Here is a 10952-nt window from a genome sequence, read left to right as displayed (position 1 = left end):
CCCGCCGGTCGGCGCGTCCCGCGGCACGGCGCCCAGCCACACGGCCTCGCCGTCGCGCACGGTCAGCGCCGACGGCGCGCCCGCGCCCACGAACGACCATCGCGACCACGACCGCCCGTTCTCGGCGGATTCGAGCAGGAACGTGCCGGGCCGGTTCGCGGCGAGTTTGCGGTAGGCCGACAGCGGAGTCTCGCTGTCGGCCAAGACCTTGCGGGTCACCGGAACCACACGGTGCTCCGCCGCAAGATGGCGGAACTCCTCCCGTGACGTGGTGGCGGCGAGGTGGGCGTGCACCGACCCATCCTCCCAGATGGGGTCGGGCGGCTCGCGAGCGTAGCGTGTCGCCCATGAAACCTGGTGACACCGTGGCCGACTTCGAGCTCCCCGACCAGACGGGTACGCCCCGCAAGCTCAGCGCCCTCCTCGCCGACGGGCCGGTGGTCCTGTTCTTCTACCCCGCCGCGATGACGCCCGGCTGCACCAAGGAGGCCTGCCACTTCCGCGACCTGGCCGCAGAATTCGCCGCCGTCGGGGCCAGCCGGGTCGGCATCAGCGCCGACCCCGTGGAGAAGCAGGCCAAGTTCGCCGACCTGCGCAAGTTCGACTACCCGCTGCTGTCGGACACCGAGGGCGCCGTCGCCACGCAGTTCGGCGTGAAGCGCGGCCTGCTCGGCAAGCTGATGCCGGTCAAGCGCACGACGTTCGTCATCGACACCGATCGCAGGGTGCTCGACGTCATCGCCAGCGAATTCAGCATGGACACCCATGCCGACAAGGCGCTTCAGACGCTGCGGGCGCGGTCCTCGGCTTAGCGGATCCGCCCCGGCCTGGCGCCCGTCAGGGGATCACCGCCAAGAACACGTACGCGGCGAGCAACACCAGGTGTACCTCGCCCTGCAGCCGCGTGGCCCGGCCGGGCACCACGGTCAGCATGCTGATCACCACCGTCAGCGCGAGCAGCACCAGCTGGGTGGGCGCCAGGCCGAGCACCAGCGGGCCCTTGAGCCAGATGCTGGCCAACGCGATGGCCGGGATGGTCAGCCCGATGCTGGCCATCGCCGAACCATAGGCCAGGTTCAGGCTGGTCTGGATGCGGCCGCGCCGCGCCGCGCGCACGGCCGCGAGCGTCTCGGGCAGCAGCACCAGCATCGCGATCACCACCCCGACGAACGTCTGCGGGAAGCCGGCCGCGGTCACCAGGCGTTCGACCGCCGGCGATTCCTGTTCGGCCAGACCCACCACCGCGACCAGCGCGACCAGCAGCAGCACCAGGCTGGTCAGCGCCGCACGGGCGGTCGGCGGATCGGCGTGGTTCTCGTCCTCCTCGAAGAGCTTTTTTTGGCCCCGCTGCGCGACGGGCAGAAAAAAGTCGCGATGCCGGACGGTCTGGGTGAAGACGAACAGCAGGTACAGCAGCAGCGACGCGACCGCGGCGAAGATCAGCTGCCCGGGCGAGAACTCCTTGCCCGGGTGGCTGATGGTGAACGCGGGCAGGGCGAGGCTCAGCGTCGCCAACGTGGTGAGCGTGGCCAGCGCGGCCCCGCTGCCCTCGGCGTTGAACAGCGTCACGCCGTACCGACGGGAGCCCCATGACAGCGACAAACCCGCGATCCCGTTGGTGGTGATCATGAACGCGGCGAACGCGGTGTCGCGGGCCAGCGTGGCCGCCTCGTTGCCCCCGGATGCCATCAGCTCCACGATGAGGGCCACCTCGATGACCGTCACCGCGCCCGCGAGCACCAGGGATCCGAACGGCTCGCCGACGCGGGCCGCGACCACCTCCGCGTGCTCGACGGCGGCCAGCACGGCACCGATCAACAGCACGGCCTGCAGCGCGACCAGCGCCGGCCCGAGGTGCTCGCCCCAGGTGGCGGTCAGCACGACGACGGCGACCAGCGGCACCACCGCGGTCCAGGACGTCCAGGGCAGCCGTTTCAACATCGCCCGCCATTCTCACCGAACCGGCGCCCCGACGCGCGACGGGCGGCCGCGGGCTCAGGCCATATTCAGGCCGTCAAGAAGATTTGGTGGCGACCACGAAGTAGCCGCGCGGCACGCCGGGCACGTCCAGCGGAACGACCGGGTGCTCCCACCGGTGCCACCTGGTCCCGGGTTCGGCCACATCGGTGACCGCGGCGCTCCAGCCGTGCCGCTCGACCAGGGCGGCCGGCGCGTCGGTGCCGAACGTCCAGGGCGCGCCGAGCCGGCGCATGTATTGCTGGGTGGACTGCAAAAACGGCGCCCCCAGCAACGTTTGGCCGATCACGTTGTACAACAGCACATCCCCCGGGGCCGACAGCGCATCGACGCGCGCGAACAGGGTGTCGACGGCCGGTGCGTCGAGGTACTGCAGCAATCCCTCGATCAACCACACCGTGGTTGCCGATGACGTAAACCCTTGCGAAAGAAGGGCTTTCGGCCAGTCATCGGCCAGGTCGATGCCCACCGCCACGCGCCGGCTCCGGGCCGGTGCGCCGGCCAGTCGCTGCTCCTTGGTCGCGATCACCCCGGGCTGGTCCACCTCGTAGACCGTCGTGCCTCGGCGCCACGGCAGGCGATACGCGCGGGCGTCCATGCCCGCGGCCAGGATCACCACCTGCGACGCGCCGCCGCGCTGCGCGTCAAGCAGCGCCTCGTCGAAAAACCGCGTGCGGATGGCGATCTCGGCGGGTGACTGGCCGGTTTCGGCGACGGCGTCGGCGAGCAACCGTCGACCGTCGTCGCCGGCCAGCCGTTCCGCGAACGGGTCGGTGAAAAGCGGGTCGTCGCGCCGGGACTCCTCGGCGCGCACGGCCGCCGCGAGGAGTCCGGTGGACGCTACCGCGGCCCTGGTGCTGTCCATGCTTCGATCATGGCCGCCCGGGCGCCGCCGGTATTGGATATTTGTGCCGACCGACCGGGACGTGGCTGGGCANACCCGCTACAAGCAACGCAATCTCGTCGAACGATCATTCGCGCTGCTCAAACAATGGCGCGCGCTAGCCACCCGCTATGACAAACTCGCCATCGTTTACCGCGCCGCAGTCGTCCTCAGCGCATGCATCACCTGGACCCGCCATATGGGAGACACGTCCTAGCTGTCCGGTTCCAGTAGCACGTCGGCGTCGAAGCAGCTGTGATCGCCGGTGTGGCAGGCGCCGCCGACCTGGTCGACGGTCAGCAGCACGGTGTCGCCGTCGCAGTCCAGGCGCACCGAGTGGACGCGCTGGGTGTGGCCGGATGTCGCGCCCTTGATCCATTGTTCGCCGCGGGAGCGCGAATAGTAGGTGGCCTCGCGGGTTTCCAGGGTGCGCGCGAGCGCGTCGTCGTCCATCCACGCGACCATCAGCACGTCCCCGCTGCCGCGCTCCTGCACGACGGCGGCGATCAGCCCGTCGGTGTTGCGTTTGAGCCGCGCGGCGATGTTCGGGTCGAGCGTCATCGGACCGTGATCATTTCTGCGGNCGCCCTCGACAGCAGAAAGTCTTCGAGGATGCCGAAGCGGGCGGCCACCGACGGGGCCGCGATCAGGCGCTCGTGCACCGCGCGCCCGCCGCGCCCCCAGATCTCCTCCAGGCCGACGGCCACGTCCGCCACGTCGCCGAGCGGAATCCCGAGAAACGGAAAAGCCCCGCCGGGCCGGAAGTGGATCGCCATCGCGGGCTCGTCGGCCGCGATGTCGGTGATGTACGACGCGCGGTGCGGTCCGGTCACGACCGCGGGCGGAACCGGCAGGCGGGTGCTCCCGTCGGCGGTGTAGAAGTCCAATTGCTGGCGCCGACCGACGTCGAACACGATGGTCACCGCGCCGCGCGGCAGCGCGCGGCTCCGGTAGCTGGGCCCGCGGTGTCGCCAATGCCCGAAGAATTCGACGTATTCGGCCAGGGGCGGTGGCGGCCGGTAGAGCGTGGGTCGGTACACCACGGCAGGTCCTTTCTGCCATCTTCGGGCCTCGGCCCTCAGTAACATGCTCACATGCCGAACAGCGATGCGGGCGCGGCAGGCCGGAGCGAAGGCCTGACCGAGGGGCAGGTGTTCGCCGGGTACACGATCATTCGGCGGCTCGGGTCGGGCGGCATGGGCCAGGTGTATCTGGCGCAGCACCCGCGGCTGCCCCGCCGCGACGCCCTGAAGATCTTGCCGCGCGAGCTGACCGCGAACGACGAATTCCGCCAGCGGTTCAACCGGGAGGCCGACCTGGCCGCGAGCCTGTACCACGAGCACATCGTCGGCATCCACGACCGCGGCGAGTACGACGGGCAGCTGTGGATCTCGATGGACTACGTGGAGGGAACCGACGCCGCACGGCTGCAGCGCACGAAATACCCGTCGGGAATGCCGAAAGCCGTTGTGGTGGAGATCATTTCGGCCGTCGCAGACGCCCTTGACTACGCCCACGAACGCGGGCTGCTGCATCGCGACGTCAAGCCGGCGAACATCCTGCTGACCGACGCGAGCCCGCGGCGGCGGATCCTGCTGGCCGACTTCGGCATCGCCCGCGAGCTGGGTGACATCAGCGGACTGACCGCGACCAACATGCTGGTGGGCACCACCGCCTACTGCGCGCCCGAGCAGCTGCAGGGCGCGGATCTGGACGGGCGGGCCGATCAATACGCGCTCGGCTGCACCGCGTTCGACCTGCTGGCCGGGTCGGCGCCGTTCCGCCACTCCAACCCGGCGGTGGTCATCACCCAGCATCTGTCCGCGCCGNCTGCCGGCGCCCGGCGCCGCCGCGGCGCCCCCCGGCAACGCCGGGCCCCCGGCGATCAAGCTGTCGGGCCAAATCACCGATCAGGTGGGCGTGCTCGGTCCCCTCGAGTACGACGCCGTGAACCGGGCCCTCACCAGGCTCTACAACGGGCGCGGTACCCGGCTCTGGGTGGTGTACGTCCCAAACTTCGGCGGCCTCAAGCCGTTCAAGTGGGCCGAAAATGCCATGGTGGCCAGCAATTTCACCGACAGCGACGCCATCCTCGCCATCGCCACCGACGGTCCCGCCTTCTCCTTCCGGGTTCCCAACGCGGTGATCACCGGGAAGGCCATCGACCTGGAAATGATTCGCCGTGACCGCATCTCGCCGGCCGTGTTCCGACACGAATGGGCCCGCGCGGCGATCGCCGCCGCCCAGGGATTGGACGTCGCGCCGAGCTAGGGCGTGTCTCCCATATGGGGGTTAGTTTTGACGAGATGCTGTGGGGGTGACGACGGTTTCGCGGTTTCGGTTGTTCAATGACGCTCAGTGGGGACTGATTTCGGGGTTGCTGCCCTCGAACGAGGGACGGCGGGGGCATCCCTTCGGCGATGACCGCCGGGTCGTAGAAGGCATCATCTACCGGTATCGGACCGGTGTTCCGTGGCGGGATCTGCCGCGATCGGAGTTCGGGCCGTGGCAGACGGTGTGGAAACGCCATCGCCGTTACGCCGCGGACGGCACCTGGGACCGGGTACTGGTGAACCTGTTGGCGATGGCTGATGCCGACGGTCAACTCGACTGGACGGTGTCGGTGGACGCCACGATCAACCGGGCTCATCAGCACGCGACGAACACGACACGACCCGATCAGGACACAGGGGGCTGGGTCGAATTACACGAATCTGCCGCTGGCCGGGTGTGAACCCGCAGGTCACGGCANCGGGTCGAGCGTCATCGGACCGTGATCATTTCTGCGGCCATGGCGGCCTTCACCTGGCCGATCGTCAGCTCCCGGAAGTGAAAGACGCTGGCGGCCAACACCGCATCCGCCCCGGCGGCGACCGCGGGCGCGAAGTGTTCGACCGCCCCGGCCCCCCCGCTGGCGATCACCGGCACCGTGACCGCCGCGCGCACCGCGCGCAGCATCGGCAGGTCGAACCCGGCCTTGGTGCCGTCGGCGTCCATCGAGTTGAGCAGGATCTCCCCCACCCCCAGGTCGGCGCCGCGGGCCGCCCACTGAACGGCGTCGATGCCGGTGCCGCGGCGCCCCCCGTGGGTGGTGACCTCCCACCCCGACGGCGTCGGCGCCGACCCGGCGGGAACCGTGCGGGCGTCGACGGACAACACGATGCACTGCGAGCCGAACTGCGTTGCCATTTCGGCCAACAGGTCAGGGCGGGCGATCGCGGCGGTGTTGACCGAAACCTTGTCGGCCCCGGCCCGCAGCAACGTGTCGACGTCGGCGACCGTGCGCACCCCACCGCCGACCGTGAGCGGGATGAACACCTGCTCGGCGGTGCGGCGCACCACCTCCAGCATCGTCGCCCTGCCCGACGAGGACGCGGTCACGTCGAGGAAGGTCAGCTCGTCGGCGCCCTCCGCGTCATAGGCCGCCGCCAGTTCCACGGGATCGCCGGCGTCGCGCAGGTTTTCGAAGTTGACGCCCTTGACCACCCGCCCGGCATCGACGTCCAGGCAGGGGATCACGCGCACGGCAAGGCCGGTGTCGGAGTACATCTCAGTAGTCCCCCGGATCGCCGACGGCGCTCAGGATGTCGAGAATCTCGCCGTGCGCGCCGGGTGCGGCGGCCAGCACCGAGTCCGACGCGGGGGTCCACGGTTTTCCGGCCAGGTCGGTGACGATGCCACCGGCGGCCCGCACCTGCGCCACGCCGGCGGCGTGATCCCACACGTGGCCACCGAAACTTATTGCGGCACTGACGATCCCGTCGGCGACGTAGACGAGGTCGATCCCGGTCGAGCCGTGCATGCGCAACCGCGACGACACCCGGCTCAGGTTCTCCAGCAGCGCAATCCGGTAGCGCCCCGGGAACCGGCCCCGCGAGTCGGCGCTGAACGTGCCGACCGCGAGGAGGCTCTCACCCAGCTCCGTGGTTTCCAGCGGCGGCTGCGGCGCACCGTTTTTGACCAGCGGGCCTCCCGCGACGGCGGTGTAGCGCTCGTCGATGAACGGCAACCAGGTCAGGCCCGCCACCGGATCTCCGTCGTGCAGCAGGGCCAGCAGGATCGCGGCCATCGGCGAACCGGCGGCGTAGTTGAAGGTGCCGTCCACGGGATCGAGCACCCACACCCACGGCGAGTCCACGTCGGTGCCGCCGAACTCCTCGCCGTGCACGCCGATCCCCGTGGTGGCCTGCAGCGCGGTGACCACCTGCCGCTCGATCGCGAGATCGATCTCGGTGGCAAAGTCGTTGCCCTTCTTGGCGACCGCGGAATCGGCGCGGTGCCCGTCCAGGAACCGCGGCACGGCGGCGTCGAGGATTTTCGACGCCACCGACACCAGTGCGCTGAGGTCCATGCGCCTACGCCCTCACCGCGGCCAGGGCCTGCGGCAGGGTGAACCGCCCGGCGTAGAGCGCCTTGCCCACGATGGCGCCCTCGACCCCGCGGTCGGTGAGCGTGGCGATTGCGCGCAGGTCATCCAGGCTGGACACGCCGCCCGACGCGATCACCGGCGCCTCGGTGCGGTCGGCCACGGCGCCCAGCAGCTCGAGATTCGGGCCGCCGAGGGTGCCGTCCTTGGTGACGTCGGTAACGACGAATCGCGAACACCCTTGACCGTCAAGGCGTTCCAGCACCTCCCACAGGTCGCCGCCGTCGGTCTCCCAGCCGCGACCCCGCAACCGGTGCTCGCCCTTTACGATCTGGACGTCCAGTCCGACGGCGACCTTGTCGCCGTGCTCGCCGATCGCCCGGGCGCACCAGTGCGGGTTCTCCAGCGCCGCGGTGCCCAAATTGACCCGCGTGCACCCGGTGGCCAGCGCGGCGGCCAGGGAGTCGTCATCGCGGATGCCGCCGGAGAGCTCCACCTTGACGTCGAGCTTGCCCACCACCTCGGCGAGCAGCTCCCGGTTGGAACCGCGCCCGAACGCGGCGTCCAGATCGACCAGGTGGATCCACTCGGCCCCGTCGCGCTGCCAGCCCAGCGCGGCATCCAGCGCGGAGCCGTACTCCGTTTCGCTGCCGGCCTTGCCTTGCACCAGGCGCACGGCGCGGCCGTCGACCACGTCGACCGCCGGCAACAGAATCAACACAGCCCCTCCCGCGCGCCGAAAGTGCCACGGGCGACGCCTCTTCTCGGCGTTCGCGTCGCCGGTTGCACTGTCGCGAAGTTTTTCACAGTCCTTCAACCCAATTGCTCAACACGGCCGCGCCGGCATCGCCGCTCTTTTCCGGGTGGAATTGGGTGGCCGAAAGCGGCCCGTCCTCGACCGCGGCCAAGAACGGCACCTGGTGGGTGGCCCACGTCAGCACCGCGTCGGCCGAGCCCTCCCAACGCTGCGCGGCGTAGGAGTGCACGAAATAGAACCGGGCGCCGGCGTCCAGCCCCTTGAACAGGACGCTGCCCGGCCCGGAATCCACCACGTTCCAGCCCATGTGCGGGATCACCGGGGCGTCCAGGCGGGTGACGGCGCCCGGCCACTGCCCGCAGCCCTTGGTCTCCACCCCGAATTCGACGCCGCGGGCGAACAGGATCTGCATGCCGACGCACACACCCAGCACCGGGCGCCCGGTGGCCACCCGCTCGGCGATGATCCGCTCCCCGGCGATCTTGCGCAGGCCCGTCATGCACGCCTCGAAGGCGCCGACGCCGGGCACCACCAGCCCGTCGGCGCCCGCCGCGGCGCCCGCGTCGGCGGTCACCTCCACCGACGCGCCGACCCGCTGCAGCGCGCGCTGGGCCGACCGCAGGTTGCCCGAGCCATAGTCCAGGACCACAACCGATTTCGTCACAGAACGCCTTTGGTGGACGGCACGCCCGTCACCCGGGGATCCAACTCGACGGCCTGGCGCAGCGCGCGGGCCACCGCCTTGTATTGCGCCTCGGTGATGTGGTGCGGGTCGCGACCGTGCAGGACGCGCACGTGCAGCGCGATGCGGGCGTTGGACGCCAGCGTCTCGAACACGTGCCGGTTGACGACGGTGTGGTAGGGCACCGAGGCGCCGGCGATCGTGGTGTGCTGCAGGTGATCCGGTTCCCCGGTGTGCACGCAGTAGGGCCGGCCGGACACGTCGACCGCGGCGTGCGCCAGCGCCTCGTCCATCGGGATGAAGGCGTCCCCGAAGCGGCGGATGCCCTTCTTGTCGCCCAGGGCCTGCCCGAGCGCCTGACCCAGCGCGATCGCGGTGTCCTCGATGGTGTGGTGGCCTTCGATCTCGACGTCGCCCTTGGTGCGCACGGTCAGGTCGAAGCTGGCGTGGCTGCCCAGGGCCGTGAGCATGTGGTCGTAGAACGGCACGCCGGTGTCGACGTCGACCTGGCCGGTGCCGTCGAGGTCGAGCTCGACGACGATGTCGGATTCCTTGGTACGCCGCTCGATACGCGCGCGTCGGGCTTCGGTGCTCACTGGGCTCCTACTGGTGTGGCGGGGGCCAACTCGGTGGCCGCGATCTGGGCGCTGACGCGCAGGAACGCATCGTTCTCCTCGGCCAGCCCCGTGGTGGCGCGCAGGTAGCCCGGGATGCCGACGTCACGGATCAAGATGCCGGCCTCCAGGTAGCGCTGCCAGGTGGCCGGGGCGTCGGCGAACTCCCCGAACAGCACGAAGTTGGCGTCGCTCGGGATGACCCGAAACCCCATGCCGCTCAACGCCTTGGTGACGCGCTCCCGCTCGGCGATCAGGGTGGCGACGCTGCCCAGCGTGTCGTCGGCGTGGCGCAGCGCGGCCCGGGCCGCGGCCTGGGTGACCGACGACAGGTGATAGGGCAGTCGCACCAGCAGCATCGCGTCGATCATCGCCGGCGTGGCGATCAGGTAACCGAGCCGCCCGCCGGCGAACGCGAACGCCTTGCTCATGGTGCGGGTGACGACGAGCCTGGTCGGATACTCCTCGATCAGCGCGACCGCGCTGGGCCGCGAGGAGAATTCGCCGTAGGCCTCGTCAACGATCAGAATGCCCGGCACCACGTCGAGCAGCCGGCGCAGGTCCGGCAGCGAAACGCTCTGTCCCGACGGGTTGTTCGGGCTGGCGACGAACACGACGTCGGGTTGGCGTTCGGCGACCGCGGCTATGGCGCGGTCGACATCGAGGCCGAAGTCGTCGGCGCGCGGCGCCTCGAGCCACTCGGTGCGGGTGCCGTCGGCGATGATCGGGTGCATCGAGTAGGACGGGACGAACCCGATCGCGGTGCGCCCCGGCCCGCCGAACGCCTGCAGCAGCTGCTGCAGGATCTCGTTGGAACCGTTGGCGGCCCAAAGGTTGTCGACGGTCAACGAAGTTCCGGTCTGCGCGGTGAGGTAGGCGGCCAGTTCGCGGCGCAGGGCCACGGCGTCGCGATCGGGATACCGGTGCAGGTCCGCCGCGACCTCGCCCACCGATTGCACGACGTCGTCGACCAGTGCCCGGGTCGGCGGGTGCGGGTTCTCGTTGGTGTTCAGCCGCACCGGCACCGCCAATTGCGGCGCCCCGTAGGGCGATTTGCCGCGCAGGTCGTCGCGCAGGGGCAGGTCGTCCAGCGTCGGATTTGTGGGTTCGGTCATCGCTCGAACCTCCGCCGTACCGCCTCGCCGTGCGCCGGCAGGTCCTCGGCCTTGGCCAGCGTGACCACGTGTCCGGAAACGTCCTTGAGCGCCGCCTCGGTGTAGTCCACGACGTGGATGCCGCGCAGGAAGGTCTGCACCGACAGGCCGCTGGAATGCCGGGCCGAGCCGCCGGTCGGCAGCACGTGGTTGGATCCGGCGCAGTAGTCGCCGAGGCTGACCGGCGCGTAGGGGCCGACGAAAATCGCTCCGGCCGAACGGATTCGCCCGGCAACCTGCGACGCGTCGACGGTCTGGATCTCCAGGTGCTCGGCCGCGTAGGCGTTGACGACCTCGATGCCGGCGCCCAGGTCGTCGACCAGGATGATCGCCGACTGCGGCCCACCCAGCGCGGTCGTCACGCGTTCGCGGTGCACCGTCGTCTGCAGCTGGGCGGCCAGCTCGGCCTCGGTGGCCGCGGCCAGCTGCTCGCTCGGGGTCACCAGCACGCTGCCGGCCATCTCGTCGTGCTCGGCCTGGCTGATCAGGTCGGCGGCCACATGCGCGGGATCGGCGGTG

General features: G+C 70.2%; 14 protein-coding genes and 2 pseudogenes. 4 read left to right on the top strand and 12 right to left on the bottom strand.

Annotated features, from left to right (window positions below; all coding sequences use genetic code 11):
• Positions 1 to 294, bottom strand: a pseudogene (locus BN4348_RS38060) (anthranilate synthase component I); the annotation flags it as partial.
• A 53-nt stretch (positions 295 to 347) separates the two neighbouring features.
• Between BN4348_RS38060 and BN4348_RS38055 the strand changes: the two are divergent.
• Positions 348 to 812, top strand: coding sequence for a peroxiredoxin (locus BN4348_RS38055; RefSeq protein WP_066911121.1), 465 nt, complete (start codon positions 348 to 350; stop codon positions 810 to 812).
• Between the two features lie 25 nt (positions 813 to 837).
• Here the strand turns inward: BN4348_RS38055 and BN4348_RS38050 are convergent, their stop codons facing one another.
• The 4 genes from BN4348_RS38050 to BN4348_RS62405 form a co-directional block, all read right to left on the bottom strand.
• The gene (locus BN4348_RS38050; protein WP_066911118.1) at positions 838 to 1941 is read right to left on the bottom strand and encodes a calcium:proton antiporter; all 1104 of its coding nucleotides are present in this window, start codon (positions 1939 to 1941) and stop codon (positions 838 to 840) included.
• A gap of 73 nt (positions 1942 to 2014) precedes the next feature.
• Positions 2015 to 2842: an SAM-dependent methyltransferase gene (locus tag BN4348_RS38045; RefSeq protein WP_066911115.1), complete on the bottom strand. Its 828-nt coding sequence runs from the start codon at positions 2840 to 2842 to the stop codon at positions 2015 to 2017.
• Between the two features lie 231 nt (positions 2843 to 3073).
• Positions 3074 to 3421, bottom strand: coding sequence for a phosphoribosyl-AMP cyclohydrolase (hisI, locus tag BN4348_RS38035; RefSeq protein ID WP_066911112.1), 348 nt, complete (start codon positions 3419 to 3421; stop codon positions 3074 to 3076).
• Positions 3418 to 3948 (bottom strand): DUF6597 domain-containing transcriptional factor, encoded by a 531-nt coding sequence (locus BN4348_RS62405; RefSeq protein ID WP_456238204.1) that lies wholly within the window; start codon positions 3946 to 3948, stop codon positions 3418 to 3420. The genes hisI and BN4348_RS62405 overlap by 4 nt, the downstream gene beginning before the upstream one ends.
• A gap of 6 nt (positions 3949 to 3954) precedes the next feature.
• Between BN4348_RS62405 and BN4348_RS38025 the strand changes: the two are divergent.
• The 3 genes and pseudogenes from BN4348_RS38025 to BN4348_RS38020 all read left to right on the top strand — a co-directional run.
• Positions 3955 to 4818: pseudogene (locus BN4348_RS38025) on the top strand (serine/threonine-protein kinase); the annotation flags it as partial.
• Positions 4775 to 5131, top strand: a complete 357-nt coding sequence (locus BN4348_RS61265) for a TPM domain-containing protein (RefSeq protein ID WP_328589000.1) — start codon at positions 4775 to 4777, stop codon at positions 5129 to 5131. The pseudogene BN4348_RS38025 and the gene BN4348_RS61265, both read left to right, overlap by 44 nt.
• A 46-nt stretch (positions 5132 to 5177) precedes the next feature.
• The gene (locus BN4348_RS38020) at positions 5178 to 5594 is read left to right on the top strand and encodes an IS5 family transposase (RefSeq protein ID WP_084453915.1); all 417 of its coding nucleotides are present in this window, start codon (positions 5178 to 5180) and stop codon (positions 5592 to 5594) included.
• 29 nt (positions 5595 to 5623) lie between these two features.
• Here BN4348_RS38020 and hisF read toward each other — a convergent pair whose 3' ends face one another.
• The 7 genes from hisF to BN4348_RS37985 all read right to left on the bottom strand — a co-directional run.
• Positions 5624 to 6409 carry an imidazole glycerol phosphate synthase subunit HisF gene (gene hisF / locus BN4348_RS38015; protein WP_066911106.1) on the bottom strand — a complete coding sequence of 262 codons (786 nt, stop codon included), beginning with the start codon at positions 6407 to 6409 and terminating at the stop codon, positions 5624 to 5626.
• A gap of 1 nt (position 6410) precedes the next feature.
• Positions 6411 to 7211, bottom strand: a complete 801-nt coding sequence (locus BN4348_RS38010) for an inositol monophosphatase family protein (protein WP_066911103.1) — start codon at positions 7209 to 7211, stop codon at positions 6411 to 6413.
• Between the two features lie 4 nt (positions 7212 to 7215).
• A complete protein-coding gene (priA, locus tag BN4348_RS38005) occupies positions 7216 to 7947 on the bottom strand; it encodes a bifunctional 1-(5-phosphoribosyl)-5-((5-phosphoribosylamino)methylideneamino)imidazole-4-carboxamide isomerase/phosphoribosylanthranilate isomerase PriA (protein WP_066911098.1) in 732 nt (243 codons plus the stop codon).
• 82 nt (positions 7948 to 8029) lie between these two features.
• A complete protein-coding gene (gene hisH / locus BN4348_RS38000; RefSeq protein ID WP_066911095.1) occupies positions 8030 to 8647 on the bottom strand; it encodes an imidazole glycerol phosphate synthase subunit HisH in 618 nt (205 codons plus the stop codon).
• On the bottom strand, positions 8644 to 9261 hold the full coding sequence (hisB, locus tag BN4348_RS37995; protein ID WP_066911092.1) for an imidazoleglycerol-phosphate dehydratase HisB: 618 nt from the start codon (positions 9259 to 9261) through the stop codon (positions 8644 to 8646). The genes hisH and hisB overlap by 4 nt, the downstream gene beginning before the upstream one ends.
• Positions 9258 to 10394 carry a histidinol-phosphate transaminase gene (locus tag BN4348_RS37990; protein WP_066911089.1) on the bottom strand — a complete coding sequence of 379 codons (1137 nt, stop codon included), beginning with the start codon at positions 10392 to 10394 and terminating at the stop codon, positions 9258 to 9260. Before BN4348_RS37990 ends, hisB begins: the two co-directional genes overlap by 4 nt.
• On the bottom strand, positions 10391 to 10952 hold a 562-nt coding region (locus tag BN4348_RS37985; RefSeq protein ID WP_211145695.1), incomplete at its 5' end, for a histidinol dehydrogenase. The genes BN4348_RS37985 and BN4348_RS37990, both read right to left, overlap by 4 nt.

The organism is Mycobacterium interjectum, assembly GCF_900078675.2.
Taxonomy (GTDB): Bacteria; Actinomycetota; Actinomycetes; order Mycobacteriales; family Mycobacteriaceae; genus Mycobacterium; species Mycobacterium interjectum.
Note: the sequence above shows the minus strand (reverse complement) of the source record. Positions and strands in the feature narration are given on the sequence as shown.

Excerpts from the sequence above, each read along its gene's own strand:
- BN4348_RS38055 (WP_066911121.1), top strand. The coding sequence starts at position 348 with ATGAAACCTGGTGACACCGTGGCCGACTTCGAGCTCCCCGACCAGACG.
- BN4348_RS38050 (WP_066911118.1), bottom strand. The coding sequence starts at position 1,941 with ATGTTGAAACGGCTGCCCTGGACGTCCTGGACCGCGGTGGTGCCGCTG.
- BN4348_RS38045 (WP_066911115.1), bottom strand. The coding sequence starts at position 2,842 with ATGGACAGCACCAGGGCCGCGGTAGCGTCCACCGGACTCCTCGCGGCG.
- hisI (WP_066911112.1), bottom strand. The coding sequence starts at position 3,421 with ATGACGCTCGACCCGAACATCGCCGCGCGGCTCAAACGCAACACCGAC.
- hisF (WP_066911106.1), bottom strand. The coding sequence starts at position 6,409 with ATGTACTCCGACACCGGCCTTGCCGTGCGCGTGATCCCCTGCCTGGAC.
- BN4348_RS38010 (WP_066911103.1), bottom strand. The coding sequence starts at position 7,211 with ATGGACCTCAGCGCACTGGTGTCGGTGGCGTCGAAAATCCTCGACGCC.
- BN4348_RS37990 (WP_066911089.1), bottom strand. The coding sequence starts at position 10,394 with ATGACCGAACCCACAAATCCGACGCTGGACGACCTGCCCCTGCGCGAC.